The 14,581-nt window shown below is 73.9% G+C and carries 14 protein-coding genes; 4 read left to right on the top strand and 10 right to left on the bottom strand.

Features of this window, described 5'->3' with window-relative positions; all coding sequences use genetic code 11:
- The first annotated feature begins 130 nt into the window (after window positions 1-130).
- Window positions 131-304, top strand: a complete 174-nt coding sequence (locus tag ACWEEU_RS02100) for a hypothetical protein (protein WP_385742559.1) — start codon at window positions 131-133, stop codon at window positions 302-304.
- A gap of 62 nt (window positions 305-366) precedes the next feature.
- Here ACWEEU_RS02100 and ACWEEU_RS02095 read toward each other — a convergent pair whose 3' ends face one another.
- The 10 genes from ACWEEU_RS02095 to ACWEEU_RS02050 all read right to left on the bottom strand — a co-directional run bounded on the left by ACWEEU_RS02095 (window position 367) and on the right by ACWEEU_RS02050 (window position 12,059).
- Window positions 367-792, bottom strand: a complete 426-nt coding sequence (locus ACWEEU_RS02095) for an NUDIX hydrolase (protein WP_451727492.1) — start codon at window positions 790-792, stop codon at window positions 367-369.
- 17 nt (window positions 793-809) lie between these two features.
- Window positions 810-1,853 carry a CHAD domain-containing protein gene (locus ACWEEU_RS02090; protein ID WP_451727489.1) on the bottom strand — a complete coding sequence of 348 codons (1,044 nt, stop codon included), beginning with the start codon at window positions 1,851-1,853 and terminating at the stop codon, window positions 810-812.
- The gene (locus ACWEEU_RS02085) at window positions 1,834-4,131 is read right to left on the bottom strand and encodes an RNA degradosome polyphosphate kinase (RefSeq protein WP_385742553.1); all 2,298 of its coding nucleotides are present in this window, start codon (window positions 4,129-4,131) and stop codon (window positions 1,834-1,836) included. Before ACWEEU_RS02085 ends, ACWEEU_RS02090 begins: the two co-directional genes overlap by 20 nt.
- A 483-nt stretch (window positions 4,132-4,614) precedes the next feature.
- The gene (mshD, locus tag ACWEEU_RS02080; RefSeq protein WP_451727486.1) at window positions 4,615-5,541 is read right to left on the bottom strand and encodes a mycothiol synthase; all 927 of its coding nucleotides are present in this window, start codon (window positions 5,539-5,541) and stop codon (window positions 4,615-4,617) included.
- Window positions 5,542-5,928: 387 nt separating this feature from the next.
- Window positions 5,929-7,326: a sensor histidine kinase gene (locus ACWEEU_RS02075; RefSeq protein WP_385742631.1), complete on the bottom strand. Its 1,398-nt coding sequence runs from the start codon at window positions 7,324-7,326 to the stop codon at window positions 5,929-5,931.
- A gap of 50 nt (window positions 7,327-7,376) precedes the next feature.
- On the bottom strand, window positions 7,377-8,111 hold the full coding sequence (locus tag ACWEEU_RS02070; protein ID WP_199586688.1) for a response regulator transcription factor: 735 nt from the start codon (window positions 8,109-8,111) through the stop codon (window positions 7,377-7,379).
- An 83-nt stretch (window positions 8,112-8,194) separates the two neighbouring features.
- A complete protein-coding gene (locus tag ACWEEU_RS02065; protein ID WP_385742548.1) occupies window positions 8,195-8,428 on the bottom strand; it encodes a hypothetical protein in 234 nt (77 codons plus the stop codon).
- Window positions 8,429-8,496: 68 nt separating this feature from the next.
- The gene (locus tag ACWEEU_RS02060) at window positions 8,497-9,561 is read right to left on the bottom strand and encodes a S1C family serine protease (protein ID WP_451727481.1); all 1,065 of its coding nucleotides are present in this window, start codon (window positions 9,559-9,561) and stop codon (window positions 8,497-8,499) included.
- A 152-nt stretch (window positions 9,562-9,713) separates the two neighbouring features.
- Window positions 9,714-10,748 carry a LacI family DNA-binding transcriptional regulator gene (locus ACWEEU_RS02055; RefSeq protein WP_385742544.1) on the bottom strand — a complete coding sequence of 345 codons (1,035 nt, stop codon included), beginning with the start codon at window positions 10,746-10,748 and terminating at the stop codon, window positions 9,714-9,716.
- 546 nt (window positions 10,749-11,294) lie between these two features.
- Window positions 11,295-12,059: a response regulator transcription factor gene (locus ACWEEU_RS02050; RefSeq protein WP_385742542.1), complete on the bottom strand. Its 765-nt coding sequence runs from the start codon at window positions 12,057-12,059 to the stop codon at window positions 11,295-11,297.
- Between the two features lie 171 nt (window positions 12,060-12,230).
- Between ACWEEU_RS02050 and ACWEEU_RS02045 the strand changes: the two genes are divergently transcribed.
- From ACWEEU_RS02045 to ACWEEU_RS02035, 3 genes are read left to right on the top strand one after another with little or no spacing between them, the layout of a single operon-like run.
- Window positions 12,231-13,100 (top strand): alpha/beta hydrolase family protein, encoded by an 870-nt coding sequence (locus ACWEEU_RS02045; protein ID WP_451727476.1) that lies wholly within the window; start codon window positions 12,231-12,233, stop codon window positions 13,098-13,100.
- A 54-nt stretch (window positions 13,101-13,154) separates the two neighbouring features.
- The gene (locus ACWEEU_RS02040; RefSeq protein ID WP_451727473.1) at window positions 13,155-13,409 is read left to right on the top strand and encodes a MoaD/ThiS family protein; all 255 of its coding nucleotides are present in this window, start codon (window positions 13,155-13,157) and stop codon (window positions 13,407-13,409) included.
- Window positions 13,410-13,413: 4 nt separating this feature from the next.
- The gene (locus ACWEEU_RS02035) at window positions 13,414-14,574 is read left to right on the top strand and encodes a hypothetical protein (protein WP_451727470.1); all 1,161 of its coding nucleotides are present in this window, start codon (window positions 13,414-13,416) and stop codon (window positions 14,572-14,574) included.
- Window positions 14,575-14,581: the final 7 nt, after the last annotated feature.

Genomic DNA, 14,581 nt, shown 5'->3' with positions numbered 1-14,581 from the left:
CCGTTAACGACGGGTAGGGGGTGCCGTCACGCGTGGCGTCAAGCACGCGAGAAGTCAGCGGGTCATACGCCCGTACAAACGCTTCAGATGCCCGAACGAACGTGTCGATCGGGGCGGGTACGGTGGCACCGTGGCGTGGCAGGACGGCCCGGTGGGGGCGCGGCAGGAGCGGGAACACCGCACGACGACGAGCGAGCAGGGCCGGTTCTGCGTGGCCGGATGCAGTTGCGGCTGGCGTGGTCCGGCGCGGCGGGCGCGCAGTCAGGCGCGCGCGGACGCGGAGGCGCATGCCAGCGCGCCGTGAGCCGGGCGTGCGCGCCGCTCGGCGCGCTCTCGGCGCCGCCGCGGTGTCTCGGCGGCGTCGCCTCAGTGCCGTTCGAAGGCGCGGGCCAGGGTGTCCAGCAGCTCGCGGTCGCGGGGCTGGGTCAGCCGCTCGCGGGCGGCGGCGGGGGCGAGCCAGACGATCTCGTCCACCTCGGAGCCCGGGGTGAAGTGCCCGTGCAGTGCCTCGGCGGCCCAGTAGCGGACCTCTTTGGGGCGTCCGGCCACCGGATAGCGCAGGGTCGGCAGCTCGGTGCCCGGCTCGGCGGCGTACCCGGTCTCCTCGGCGACCTCGCGCAGCGCGGCCGCGAGCGCGTCCTCGCCCCGCTTGAGCTTGCCCTTGGGGTGGGACCAGTCGTCGTACTTCGGCCGGTGGACCAGGCAGACCTCCAGGGTGCCGGAGGGGCCGCGGCGCCAGAGCACGCAGCCCGCGGCGAGGACCGGCGGGGCGGCGGGCACGTCGTCGCTCATGGCGTCTCCTCGCTCCGTCACCGCGCCGGGACCGTCCGCCGCTGCCACGCCTGCTGGAAGGCGAAGCGGGCCGCCTCCACCTCGTGCCGCTGGTCGGCGTGGAGGACGCCGAGCGCGTAGGCCGTCGCGGGCGCGATCCGGGCCGTACGCGCCGCCTGCGCGGCCGCGACCGCCGCCTCCGCCGCGTCCCGGTGCCGGTTCAGGGCCTGTCCGGCCGCGCGCAGCCGGGGGTCCTCGGCCGAAGTGGCGGCGCCGTGGGGCACCTCGCGGGCGTAGCGGTGCAGCCGAAGCAGCAGACGGACCTGGTGCCAGGGGCCGTCCTGGGGGTGCGGGGCCGGGTCGGGGTTGAGTCCGTCGGCCAGGGCCTGCGCGTTGTACGGGTGCCCGGCGGTGACCAGGGGCAGCGCGGCGACCGCGCTGCCCAGCCGGTCCTCCGCGGCCGCCGCGTACGGGCCGAGGTCCGCCTCGGCCGCGCCGGGGGCGAGGGGGACGTCGCTGGCGAGTACGGCGATGCGGTCGGCCAGCGCGTGGAAGCGGGCGGAGCCGAGCGCCTCCAGGGCGGTGGAGTGGGCGCGGGCGCGGGCCAGGGTGAGCCTGCGGTCGAGCAGGGCGGCGGCGCGGGCGGCGCCGACGGTGAGGGGAGCGGCGGGGGGTGCCGCGGTGGTCGCTTTCGTGGGCGCGGGCACCGTGCCGGGTGCCGGGGTGGTCCCCGAGAGCCGGTGCAGGGCGAACAGCAGCCGGTCCAGGCGGGCCGCGCAGGCGTGTTCCAGGCCGAGGGTGCCCGAGACCCAGGCCAGTTCGGCCCGGGTCTCGTCGGCCCAGTCGGGCTCCAGGAGCCCGCGGAAGGTGTACAGGCCCGCGCTGACGCGGCGGGCCGAGCGGCGCAGCGCGCGCGCCGCCTCGGCCGACCCGTCCGAGCCCGAGGCGCCGTTCCCGGTCTCCCGGTGCAGGCGCAGGGCGCGGAGGAACTCCGTGGACCGGGCGCGCAGGTGGGCCGCGAGGGCCTCACCGGTCGCCTCCCCGGGCTCGGAGTCCGCCGGGTCAGGGTGTCGCGGTGCCACGCCGGCGCCTCCGGGCGTCTATGAGCATCTCCTGGATGTTGCGCAGGGGCTGGCCCTCGGCGTCGGTCGCGTGCCGGGTCCATTCGCCGTCGGGACCGAGGTGCCAGGAGGCGGTGGTGTCGGACATGCCGGTGTCGAGCAGCCGGTTCAGGGCCGCCCGGTGGCCGGGGTCGGTGACCCGGACCAGGGCCTCGATCCGGCGGTCGAGGTTGCGGTGCATCATGTCGGCGCTGCCGAACCACACCTCGGGCTCGCCGCCGTTGCCGAAGGCGAAGACGCGGGAGTGCTCCAGGAAGCGGCCGAGGATCGAACGGACCCGGACGTTCTCGGACAGGCCGGGGACGCCGGGGCGGATCGCGCAGATGCCGCGCACCCAGATGTCCACCGGCACGCCCGCCTGGGAGGCCCGGTAGCAGGCGTCGATGATCGCCTCGTCGACCATGGAGTTGACCTTGATCTTGACGAAGGCCGGGCGGCCCGCGCGGTGGTGCTGGATCTCCTTGTCGATCCGCGATATCAGTCCGTCCCGCAGGGACTTGGGGGCGACCAGCAGGCGGCGGTAGGTCTCGCGCCGGGAGTAGCCGGAGAGCCGGTTGAACAGGTCCGAGAGGTCCGCGCCGACCTGCGGGTCCGCGGTGAGCAGCCCGAGGTCCTCGTAGAGGCGGGCCGTCTTCGGGTGGTAGTTGCCGGTGCCGACGTGGCTGTAGCGGCGCAGGGTCTCGCCCTCCTGGCGGACCACGAGCGACAGCTTGCAGTGCGTCTTCAGCCCGACCAGGCCGTAGACGACGTGGCAGCCCGCCTCCTCCAGCTTGCGCGCCCACTTGATGTTGGCGTGCTCGTCGAAGCGGGCCTTGATCTCGACCAGGACGAGGACCTGCTTGCCGGACTCGGCGGCGTCGATCAGCGCGTCCACTATGGGCGAGTCGCCGGAGGTGCGGTACAGCGTCTGCTTGATCGCCAGCACGTCCGGGTCCTGCGCGGCCTGCTCCAGGAACGCCTGCACGGAGGTGGAGAAGGAGTCGTACGGGTGGTGCAGCAGCACGTCCCGCTGGCGCAGGGCGGCGAAGATGTCGGGCGCGGAGGCGGTCTCCACCTCGGAGAGGTCGCGGTGGGTGCCGGCGACGAACTTGCGGTACTTCAGCTCGGGGCGGTCGAGGCTGTGGATGCGGAAGAGACCGGTGAGGTCGAGCGGGCCGGGCAGCGGATAGACCTCGGCCTCGGAGATCTTCAGCTCGCGCACCAGGAGGTCGAGCACCTCGCGGTCGATGTCCTCCTCGACCTCCAGGCGCACCGGCGGCCCGAAGCGGCGCCGCATGAGTTCCTTCTCCAGGGCCTGGAGCAGGTTCTCCGCGTCGTCCTCCTCGACCTCCAGGTCCTCGTTGCGGGTGAGGCGGAAGGCGTGGTGCTCCAGCACCTCCATGCCCGGGAACAGCTCCTCCAGGTGCGCGCCGATCACGTCCTCGATGGGGACGTACCGGCCGGGGCTGCTCTCCAGGAAGCGGGACAGCAGCGGGGGCACCTTGACGCGGGCGAAGTGCTTGTGGCCGCTGACCGGGTTGCGTACGACGACGGCCAGGTTCAGCGAGAGGCCCGAGATGTACGGGAAGGGGTGCGCGGGGTCCACGGCGAGCGGGGTGAGCACCGGGAAGATCTGGTGCCGGAACAGCGTGAACAGGCGGGCCTGCTCCTTGTCGGTCAGCTCGCTCCAGCGGACCAGGTGGATGCCCTCCTCCGCGAGCGCGGGGGCGACGTCCTCGTGGTAGCAGGCGGCATGCCGCGCCATCAGCTCGCGGGAGCGGGCCCAGATCATCTCCAGCACCTCGCGGGGCTGGAGCCCGGAGGCGGAGCGGGTGGCGACGCCGGTGGCGATACGGCGCTTCAGACCGGCCACCCGGACCATGAAGAACTCGTCCAGGTTGCTGGCGAAGATCGCGAGGAAGTTGGCCCGCTCCAGGAGCGGGGTGTTCGGGTCCTCGGCCAGCTCCAGCACGCGCTCGTTGAACGCGAGCCAGCTGCGCTCCCGGTCCAGGAAGCGGCCCTGCGGGAGCGGTGCGCCGTCGGCCTCGGTCTCCTCGTAGGCGTCGAGATCGGCGTCGAGATCCGGGTCCAGGTCGGAGACGGCCGCAGCGACCGTGTGCGGGCGGTGCGCGGCGATGGAGCCCACGGGGGGCTGCGGCTGCGGCCGGCCGGGGACCTCGGACCCGAGGCCCGCGGTATCGGCGCCGAAGGCCGCGCTGGAGGAGGACTGGGCCGGTGCCTGGGCTTCTCGCTGACTCATGAACCCATTCTTCCGTGTCAGAGGCGTCACGGCAGCGTCGAATTTCGCGGAGGGAAGCCTGATGACCTTCCGCCCCGCCTCCCCCTCGGACTCCGCCGAAGCCCCACTGCCGACGTGCGCCATTCCCCGAGCCTCGCAAGCGCTTCTGAATGGGCGGTTACGGGGACATGACGTGGGGGACAGCGGAGGGCGGCTCCCGGGGGAACCACCCTCCTCCTCTGCCGCAGGCGGCCAGCCGGTGCGGCGGCGGAGCACCGCGAAAGTCGCGGCGGTGAGCAGCGCGGTCAGGAGCAGCAGCCGGGCGGTGGTGGTGAGCTGGAGGGGCCAGTAGGGGGAGGCGGGGTGGTACCCGAGAAGAACGTGACACCCCCGCGCGGCGCGTACAGCCGCTCGCACGCCGCCACCCTGTCCGCCGTGGTGATGTGGAAGAGGGGCGCCCGTCAAGCGTGGGCGCCCCTCAACTCATCGCGGATACAGCCTGCTTCACGTCTCCGTGCGGTACATCAGGTCCGTCTCGTGGGTCGTGAAGCCCAGGCGTTCGTAGACCGAGACCGCCGCCTTGTTGTCCGCGTCGACGTAGAGCATCGCGGTGGGCAGGCCCTGGGCGGCGAGGTGGCGGAGGCCGATCGTGGTGAGGGACTTGCCGAGGCCGCCGCCCTGGTGGCCGGGGCGGACGCCGAGGACGTAGACCTCGCCGAGACCCTCGTCGGGGTGGGGCTTGGTCCAGTGGAAGCCGATCAGCTCGCCGCCCTGCTCGGCGAGGAAGAAGCCGGCGGGGTCGAACCACGGCTCGGCCTCGCGGTCGGCCAGGTCGCGCTCGGTCAGCGAGCCCTGTTCGGGGTGGTGGGCGAAGGCTGCCGCGTTGACCGCGAGCCAGGCCGTCTCGTCCTGGCCGGGGACGAAGGCGCGGACCGTCACGCCCTCCGGCAGTACCGGATCGGGGAGTTCGAGTCCGGTCAACGGGCGGCGCATCTGCCGCAGTTCGCGGAACAGGGTCAGACCGAGCACCTGGGCGAGATGGCGGGCGGCCGGGTGGCCGCCGTGCGCCCACACCCGCAGCCGCTTGCCCGAGGCGCCGAGCAGCGCGGTGCCGAGCGCGCGGCCGTGGCCGTGGCCCCGGTGGGCGGGGTGGACGACCAGTTCGGCGGCCGGGGCCTCCACCGGGTCGGTGTCCTCGAGCTGTGCGTAGCCAACGAGTTCGCCGCCGTAGCTCAGCAGCAGATGCGAGACGCCCTCCCGCGCCCCGCCGCGCAACTGGAGCCGCCCCTGCTCGGACACCGGCTGCTGCCCGTCCACGGCGGCAGCCGCCGCGAGCAGATCGAGCACGGCCCGGGTCTGCTCCGGGGTGAGTTCGGCGTGGGTCTCGATGGAACGGCCGTGCACGGCCCGCTCGGAGGCGTCGCTGCTCATGCGTATGAGGGTACGGGGGTCGCGCCGCGGGGTGCGGGGGAACCGGGCGGGGTCGCGCCGCGGGGTGCGGGGAACGGGAAGGGAGTGTGCGGCGCCGCGTTCATGGGCCGGGTCTGAGCGGGGGCGCCCTGCGGCTCACGGCTGGGCGGGACGGCGGCGGCCCCGGCCGCGCGGTGTCGGGGCGTCTCGGACCGGCGGGCGGTCCGCCGACCGCGCGGCGTCACGGTGACCGGCGCCCTGAGGCGGCAGTCTCCCGCCGTATCGCGTCACGGTGGGAGCGGCGGTCCGGGGCCTCGCCCCGTCACGGCCGGGCGGCGTCACGGCGCCACCGCGCGACGACGGCCCGGTCGCCCGTCGTCGCGGGCGCCCCGCGCCCCGGCGGCAGCGTCACGCCGTGTCCGGTGGTGGCACCGGCGCCCCCGGTAGCCGTACCGTCACCAGGGTGCCGCCGCCCGGGGCGCGGGAGAGGGTGACCTCGCCGCCCGCCTGGCGGATGGTGCGGGCGACGATGGAGAGGCCGAGGCCGGAGCCGGGGAGGGCGCGGGCGCTGGGGGAGCGCCAGAAGCGGTCGAAGACGTGCGGGAGTTCCTCGGCCGCGATGCCGGGGCCGTGGTCGCGCACGGTCAGTGTGCCGTCGGTCAGCCGGACCTCGACCGTGCCGCCCTCGGGGCTGAACTTCACCGCGTTGTCGAGGATGTTGACCAGTGCCCGCTCCAGAGCCGAAGGCTCCGCGCGGACGTACCACGGCTCCAGGTCCGCGGTGATGGTCAGTTCGGGACCGCGCAGCCGGGCCCGGCGCAGCGCGGCCTCGGCCGTCTCCTGGAGGGAGACCACCTGGACGCGCTCGCCGTGCTGTCCCTCGGAGCGGGACAGCTCCTGCAAGTCGCCGATCAGTGCGCCGAGTTCGGTCATCTGTGCCTTGACGGAGGCGAGCAGCGCCTTGCGGTCCTCGGCGGGCAGCGGGCGTCCGGTCTCCTCGCTGCGGCTGAGCAGCTCGATGTTGGTGCGCAGGGAGGTGAGCGGGGTGCGCAGTTCGTGCCCGGCGTCGGCGATCAGCTGCTGCTGGAGGTCGCGGGAACTGGCCAGCGCGGTGGTCATGGAGTTGAAGGAGCGGGAGAGCCGGGCCACCTCGTCGTCGCTCTCGTCCACCACCGGGATGCGGATCGCGAGGTCCTCGGTGCGGGCCACGTGTTCGACCGCCTCGGTCAGCTTGTCCACGGGGCGCAGCCCCGCGCGGGCCACGGCGAGCCCCGCCGCCCCCGCCCCGACCACCCCGATGCCGGAGACCAGCAGCAGGATCAGCGCGAGGTCGTCCAGGGTGCGCTCGGTGTCCTTCAGGGAGATGCCCACCATGACGGCCACATCGGGGTAGGTCGCCACGCCGGGCCCGCCGCCCACCAGGACGGCGCCGGTCATCACCCGTACGTCGTTGCCCTTGGAGTCGGTGCCGTCGCGCACCCAGCGGGTGTGCGGGTCGTGATCGCGCGCGATCGCCAGGTCCCCGGCGGTCACCTTCACGGTGCCCTCGGAGTAGGGCGGGACGCAGGTCTTGCCGTCGGAGGTGATGATCTGGAGGTAGAGGTAGCTGGGCGGTCCTTCGCCGACGGTGTCGTTCGGGGACTGCGGGCAGGTCAGCAGCAGTGTGGCGACCTGGTCGGCGCTGAGCGGCCGGCCGAGGCTCGTGAGCCGGTGGTTCAGCTCGTCCTCCAGCTTGCGCTGGACGATGAACCAGCAGGTCACCGACACCGCCGCCACCGCGAACGCCACCGCCGCCGCGACCAGCATCGCGAGCCGCGCCCGGATCGGCAGCGCCTGGTAGCGGCGCACCAGCCTCCTCACTCGCCGCCGCCCTGTCGCAGTACGTACCCCACGCCCCGGACGGTGTGCACGAGCCGGGGCTCGCCGCCCGCCTCGGTCTTGCGGCGCAGGTACATCACGTAGACGTCGAGGGAGTTGGAGGAGGGCTCGAAGTCGAAGCCCCAGACCGCCTTCAGGATCTGCTCCCGGGTGAGGACCTGGCGCGGGTGGGCCATGAACATCTCCAGGAGCGTGAACTCCGTGCGGGTCAGTTCCACCGGCCGCCCGCCCCGGGTGACCTCCCGGGTCGCGAGGTCCATCCGCAGGTCCCCGAAGGTCAGCGCCTCGTCCTCCTGGGCCTCGGCGGACACGGTCGCCGCGTAGGTGCTGCGCCGCAGCAGGGCCCTGATGCGGGCGAACAGCTCGTCCAGCTCGAACGGCTTGACCAGGTAGTCGTCGGCCCCGGCGTCGAGGCCGGTGACCCGGTCGCCGACCGTGTCGCGGGCGGTGAGCATCAGTATCGGGGTGGTGTCCCCGGTGCCCCGGATGCGCCGGGCCGCCGTCAGACCGTCCATGCGGGGCATCTGGATGTCCAGCACCAGCAGGTCCGGGCGGCAGGCGGCGGCCTTCTCCAGCGCGTCCGCGCCGTCGACCGCGACCTCCGTGTCGTACCCCTCGAAGGCGAGGCTGCGCTGGAGTGCCTCGCGTACGGCCGGTTCGTCGTCGACGATCAGGATGCGCTGGGGGTCACGGTCGCCTTCGGCGGGGCTCATCGCTCGCGGTTCCTCGGGATGGTGTTGTCGGGTGGGGGCGTCTCAGCCTCGCACGTTTCGGGCTCCCGGCGTGGATGCCGGCGTCAGACGCCGGCCGGGGTCAGCCGGTTGAGGGCGGTCAGGCGGTTCAGCGGCACCTTGCGGCGGTGCGGGCGGGCGGCGGAGGTGCGCAGCCCCATGAGCTGGGGGGCCGGGCTGGGCAGCTCGGGGAGCCGGGGGGCCGGGGCGGGGGCGTGCAGTTCGCGCGCGACCTCCAGGGCCAGGGTGACGTCGGCGGGGCCGGTGACAGGGGTCTGGTGCGTGGTGTACGTGATCATGACGTGCTCCCTGCTGTTCGGTGGTGCGCTTGCCCAGGACCGTGCCGGAGGAATCCGGAAGGGGGGTCCTAGTCCGTCGAGCCCGCCCGCAGCTTGGCGAGGTCGGACTTGACGGTGTTCACCGGGATCGCGAAGCCGAGGCCGATGCTGCCCGCGTCCGAGGACGAGGACGCCTGCGAACCCGAGGAGTACATCGCGGAGTTGATGCCGATGACACGGCCGGAGGCGTCGAAGAGGGCGCCGCCGGAGTTGCCGGGGTTGAGTGAGGCGTCCGTCTGGATCGCCTTGTAGGTGGTGGTGGACGAGCCGGTGTCGCCGTTGAACTCACGGCCGCCGAACTGGAACGGCCAGTCGCCGTCCCCGTCCTGCTGCCCGCCCTGTCCCTGGCTCTGTTCCTCGTCGGTCGAGACGGTCACGTCACGGTTGAGGGCCGAGACGATGCCGCTGGTCACAGTGCCGCTCAGCCCCTCGGGGGAGCCGATGGCGACGACCGTGTCGCCGACGCGGACGCCGGAGGAGTCGCCGAGCGTGGCGGCCTGGAGACCGGAGGCGCCGGAGACCTTCAGGAGTGCCAGGTCCTTGGAGCTGTCGGTGCCGACCACGTCGGCGGTGTGACTCGTGCCGTCGCTGGTGCGGACCCTGACCGAGGAGGCGCCGGAGACCACGTGGTTGTTGGTCACGATCTCGCCGCCACTGGTGACGACGACGCCGGAGCCGATGGAGGAGCCGTCCTGGAGGGTGGCGTCCACCTGGACCACGCTGGGGCCGACGGCCGCCGCGACGGCTGCCACGGTGCCGGTGCCCTTCTTGCCCGCGGTCACCACGGGGGTGCCCGCCTGGGCGGCGGTGGAGCCGGAGTGGTTCGCCAGCTCCTGGAAGGCGTAGGCGGTGCCTCCGCCGACCGCGGCCGCGACCAGCGCGACCGCCGCGAGGAGCGGGATCGGGCCCCGCGTCCGCTTCCGCTCCGGAGCCGGACCCGGCGCGTAAGGCGGCGGGGACGGCCACGGGTCGGCAGCGGCGTGGGCGGCCGGCGGGGTGTGGGACCCGTAGGGGTCGCCGTACCCGTAGGGGCGGAGTCCCTCGGGGCTTTCGTACCCGTCGGCGCCGCTGCGGCGCGTGCTCTCGTCGGTCATACGAAGAGCATGTCCCGCGACCATGAGAGCATCCTGAGCCCACCCTGAGAACCCCGGCAGAAGCGGGGGCCCGCTTCATGAGAGGCCCGCTCAGCCGGGGATGAGAGCCCGATAAGAGTGCTGGTGGGGGCGGGCGGACAGCGGGGGAGCGGTCAGAGCTCCTGGCGCGCGCAGCCGCAGCTCTCGCGGATCTGGAGACGGGAGGGGAAGGTCTTCAGACGTTCGCGGCGCGAGCCGGCCAGCCGCAGCCCGTCGTCCAGGACCAGGTCGACGGCCATGCGGGCCATCGCGGGCCGGTCGGAGGCGACCGTGGTCAGCGGCGGGTCGGCGAGCGCCGCCTCCTTGATGTCGTCGAACCCGGCCACCGCCAGCTCGCCGGGCACGTCGAGCCGCAGCTCGCGCGCGGCGCGCAGCACGCCGATGGCCTGGTCGTCGGTGGAGCAGAAGATCGCGGGCGGACGCTCGGGTCCGGAGAGGATGCCGAGGGCCACGCGGTAGGCGTCGTAGCGGTTGTACGGCGCCTCGAACAGGCGGCCCTCGGTGGGCAGGCCCGCCTCATCCATGGCGCGCTTCCAGCCCTCGACGTGGTCGGAGACCGGGTCGCCGACGGCCGGGGTGTCGGCCGTGCCGCCCATGCAGGCCACGTACTCGTACCCGTGCTCCAGGAGGTGGCGCACGGCGAGCTGGGCGCCACCGAGGTCGTCCGTCACCACGGCCACGTCGTCGATGGCCTCGGGGCGCTCGTGCAGCAGGACCACGCGGGCGTCCCAGGCGTCGATCTCGGCCGCCGCCTGGTCGTTGAGCGCGTGGGAGACGAGGATCAGGCCGGAGACCCGCATACCGAGGAAGGCCCGCAGATAGTGGACCTCGCGCTCGGCGATGTAGTCGGTGTTGCCGACCAGGACCATCTTTCCGCGCTCGGAGGCGGCCTGTTCGACCGCGTGCGCCATCTCCCCGAAGAAGGGCTGGCGGGCGTCCGGGATGATCAGCCCTATGAGGTCGGTACGGCGCGAGGCCATCGCCTGGGCGACCCGGTCGGGCCGGTACCCCAGCTCCTTGATCGCCGCGAGAACACGCTCGCGCGTGGCCGGGGCGACCGGCCGGGGTCCGTTGTTGATGACATAACTGACGACGGCCGTCGAGGTCCCCGCCAGCCGTGCCACATCATCCCGAGTCACCTTCGCCACGCGCGGAGTCTACGCGGATTGACCCGCTCTGGGCAGGGCGAAAACGCGCTGGATACGCGGCGTCCGAAGGGGCGTGGTGCCGGGCCTGGACGTGCGGGGGGTCTACCCGGTGGGGGGCGGCTTCATGCATGGCCATGCGGGCGTGTGCATGAGGGCATCGCGTGGTGCCGCCGGCGGGAGCAGGGGGTGTGGGCGCGCGGGGGCACGAGGAGCCGGTCCGCCCGGGCGGGGGTGCGGGCACGCGGGAGCCATGGGCCGGCCTCGCACGGGCCGTGCGGCGGGACGCGCGCGTGGCCCCGGCTCGGCTCGCGCTCCGGCTCGCGCCGCCACCGGGAGACCGGGGATCACGGACCCGGACCGGCCCCGGGCGCGCGGTGACCGGCGAGGCGGCGCGCGGGGCGCATGGCCGCGTTCGCGGTCCCCTGCGCGCGGGCCCGCAAGGGATTCCGGGCCGGCCCGCAGGGGACCGCGCCCCGCTCGCGGTGCCGCTCACGCGCGGCGACCGGCGCGGCTCGCGGCCAGGGCGACGTGCGCCGTGCCGGGTGCTCAGGCGTCGGCCGGGATCTCCGCCGGGCTCTCCGCGTCGGCCGGCGCGCCGCGCTCCCGCTTGGCCTTGGTCTCCTCGGTGCCCCGCTCGCCCTTCTCCGGGGTCACGAAGCGGTAGCCCACGTTGCGCACGGTGCCGATCAGCGACTCGTGCTCGACGCCGAGCTTGGCCCGCAGCCGCCGTACGTGCACGTCCACGGTGCGGGTGCCGCCGAAGTAGTCGTAGCCCCAGACCTCCTGGAGCAGCTGGGCGCGGGTGAAGACGCGGCCTGGATGCTGCGCGAGGTACTTGAGCAGCTCGAACTCCTTGAAGGTCAGGTCCAGGACCCGGCCCTTGAGCTTGGCGGAGTACGTGGCCTCGTCCACGGAGAGGTCGCCGTTGCGGATCTCCATGGGGGAGTCGTCGTGGACGAGCTGCTGGCGGCCCATGGCGAGGCGGATACGCGCCTCGACCTCGGCGGGGCCCGCCGTGTCGAGCAGGACGTCGTCGATGCCCCAGTCGGCGGTGACGGCGGCGAGGCCGCCCTCGGTGACGACCAGGACGAGCGGACAGCCGGGGCCGGTGGAGCGCAGAAGCTGGCACAGGCTGCGCACCTGGGGCAGGTCGCGCCGGCCGTCGACGAGGATGACGTCGGCGCCCGGCGTGTCGACCAGGGCGGGGCCCTCCGCGGGGGCCACGCGCACGTTGTGCAGCAGCAGGCCGAGGGCGGGGAGCACCTCCGTCGACGGCTGAAGGGCGTTGGTCAGGAGCAGCAGAGAACTCATACGTCTGGTTCCTCCTCGGTCCCTGCGAGGACGTGTGCGGTGCGGCACTGCTCTGCGATCCCGGGGCCCCGTACACCCGGCGGTCTCCCGCTTCGTATACAACGCTACCGAAAGCACAAAAGGACCCGGGGGCTGCGCTGCCCGAGTCCTCTGCACAGCAGAATAGCCCACATGAGCAACCGTCCGGCAGGTCATGCGGCACGTTCCACCGTTCGTCCGAATTCCGAGACAGGCAGACGTGCCCCTATCCGGACGTTTCTGCGCACGACCGACGGAATTCCGATCGATTCCGTATACGAACCGGGCGCGGCCGTATACGAAATGCCCTCGGACGGCGGGCCGGCGGCGGAATCCACCGGACACGACGCCACCGACGTGGTCTTCGTCGTCGCCCACGGCTTCACCGGCGACGCCGACCGCCCGCACGTGCGCCGGATCGCGCGGGCGCTCGCCGCGTATGGCGCCGTCGTCACCTTCTCCTTCCGCGGTCACGGCGGCTCCGGGGGCCGCTCCACCGTCGGCGACAAGGAGGTCCTGGACCTCGCGGAGGCCGTGGCGTGGGCGCGCGGCTTCGGGCACGCGCGCGTGGTGACCGTCGGCTTCTCCATGGGCGGCTCGGTGGTGCTGCGGCACGCGGCCCTGAACCCCGGCACGGTGGACGCGGTGGTCTCGGTCAGCGCGCCCGCCCGCTGGTACTACCGGGGGACCGCCCCCATGCGCCGCCTGCACTGGATGGTCACCCGGCCCGCAGGCCGTCTGGTCGGGCGCTACGGCTTCCACACCCGCATCCACCACCGCGACTGGAGCCCGGTGCCGCTCTCCCCGGTCGAGGCGGCCGCCCGGATCGCCCCCGTCCCGCTGCTGGTCGTGCACGGCGACAGCGACGCCTACTTCCCGCTCGACCACCCCCGGATGCTCGCCGAGGCGGCCGGTGACCACGGCGAACTCTGGCTGGAGCCGGGCATGGGCCACGCCGAGCACGCGGCGGACGACGCCCTGCTCGCCCGGATCGGGGAGTGGGTCCGCGCCCGGACGCACTAGCCTGAGCATCACCGTCTTTGATTTTTCTTTCCTGACCGTCGATTGAGGAACGAGATGCCCAAGGTCACGGTGCGCTACTGGGCGGCCGCCAAGGCCGCGGCAGGCGTCGCCGACGAGCGGTACGACGCGGCCACCCTCGCCGAGGCGCTGACCGCCGTACGCGAGCGCCACCCCGGTGAGCTGGCGACCGTACTGCGCCGGTGCGCCTTCCTCGTCGACGGCGATCCCGTCGGGACGCGCGCGCATGAGACGGTACGGCTGGCCGAGGGCGGCACGGTCGAGGTGCTCCCGCCGTTCGCAGGAGGATGAGGCGTTGAGCAGCGATCAGTACGACCCCTACGCCGGGTACGACCCCGAGCAGACCCAGCAGTGGGAGGGGCACACCTGGGACACCCAGAACCACGCGCGGCTCCCCGACGCCGGGGCGGGATACCCGCAGCAGCAGCCGTACCAGGGGTACGAGCCCGCGCAGCAGCAGGCGTATCCGCAGCAGCAGCACCCGCAGCAGCAGCACCCGCAGCAGCAGCAACCGCAGCAGCAGTACCCGCAGCAGCAGTACCCGCAGGCGCAGGCTCCGCAGCAGCCGTACCAGCCGATGGCGACCGGGGTGCGCCCGCAGCCGATGCCCGAGCCGCAGCAGGCCGCGCAGGCTCCCCGGGCCGACGCCCCCGAGGCCGGCGCCGGTTACGGCCCCGCCACCCTCGCCGGCAACGCCCGCATCACCGACGCGCAGCGCGCCCGTCTGGAGGGCCGCTCCCCGATCATCGAGCCCGGGATGCAGCCCGCGCTGCTCACCGCCGTGCTCGGGGCGCTGCTCGCGGTCGCCGCGCCGCTCGGCTCGTACGCCCTGGTCGTGCCGCTGGTGGCGCTTCAGGCGGTGACGGCGGCGGGCTGGTTCCGGCTCAACGGCATGTGGCCCGCCCGCCAGGGCATCGCGCTGGCGTTCCTCGGCGGGCTCGTCGCGGACGTGGCGGTGCTGGCGGCCGGGCGGGACCACGCGCCCGCCGCGATCCTCGGCCCCCTCGGCGCCTGGGTCGTGCTCTCGCTGGTCCTCCAGCTGCGCTCGCACGCCTCGCCGGACGAGCGGATGTACGGCCTGATGGCGACCGTGGCCTCCTCGGCCCTCGCCATCCTCGCCACCGGCTACCTCGGCGCCACCGCCGACGCGGTCTCGGTCGGCGCGGCGGCCGTGGCGGTCGCCGCCGTGGTCCGGGCGCTGCCGCTGCCCACGCCGGTCTCCGTGGTGGTCTCCCTGCTCGCCGCCGCGGGCGCGGGTCTTGCCGTCGGCGGCATGAACGGTCTCGGCACCCATGGCGCCCTCCTCGGCGCCGCGGCCGCGGTCTGCGGTCTCATCGGCCACCGCGCGGCCAGCTACGACTACCCCTCCCGCTTCGTCCACCTCACGGCGGGCGTCGCCCTGCCGCTCGCGGCCGCCGGTCCGGTGGTCTGGGTGCTCGGGCGGGCGCTGGGCTGACCGGTGC

This window comes from Streptomyces sp. NPDC005004 (genome assembly GCF_053600675.1).
The sequence above is the reverse complement of the archived record's forward strand: the minus strand, read 5'-3'. Positions and strand labels throughout refer to the sequence as shown.

Bases quoted from the DNA above. Each gene is read 5' to 3' on its own strand.
- ACWEEU_RS02045 (WP_451727476.1), top strand. From the start codon at position 12,231: ATGAGCAACCGTCCGGCAGGTCATGCGGCACGTTCCACCGTTCGTCCG.
- ACWEEU_RS02075 (WP_385742631.1), bottom strand. From the start codon at position 7,326: ATGCTGGTCGCGGCGGCGGTGGCGTTCGCGGTGGCGGCGGTGTCGGTG.
- ACWEEU_RS02070 (WP_199586688.1), bottom strand. From the start codon at position 8,111: ATGAGCCCCGCCGAAGGCGACCGTGACCCCCAGCGCATCCTGATCGTC.
- ACWEEU_RS02065 (WP_385742548.1), bottom strand. From the start codon at position 8,428: ATGATCACGTACACCACGCACCAGACCCCTGTCACCGGCCCCGCCGAC.
- mshD (WP_451727486.1), bottom strand. From the start codon at position 5,541: ATGAGCAGCGACGCCTCCGAGCGGGCCGTGCACGGCCGTTCCATCGAG.
- ACWEEU_RS02085 (WP_385742553.1), bottom strand. From the start codon at position 4,131: ATGAGTCAGCGAGAAGCCCAGGCACCGGCCCAGTCCTCCTCCAGCGCG.
- ACWEEU_RS02050 (WP_385742542.1), bottom strand. From the start codon at position 12,059: ATGAGTTCTCTGCTGCTCCTGACCAACGCCCTTCAGCCGTCGACGGAG.
- ACWEEU_RS02040 (WP_451727473.1), top strand. From the start codon at position 13,155: ATGCCCAAGGTCACGGTGCGCTACTGGGCGGCCGCCAAGGCCGCGGCA.
- ACWEEU_RS02060 (WP_451727481.1), bottom strand. From the start codon at position 9,561: ATGACCGACGAGAGCACGCGCCGCAGCGGCGCCGACGGGTACGAAAGC.
- ACWEEU_RS02095 (WP_451727492.1), bottom strand. From the start codon at position 792: ATGAGCGACGACGTGCCCGCCGCCCCGCCGGTCCTCGCCGCGGGCTGC.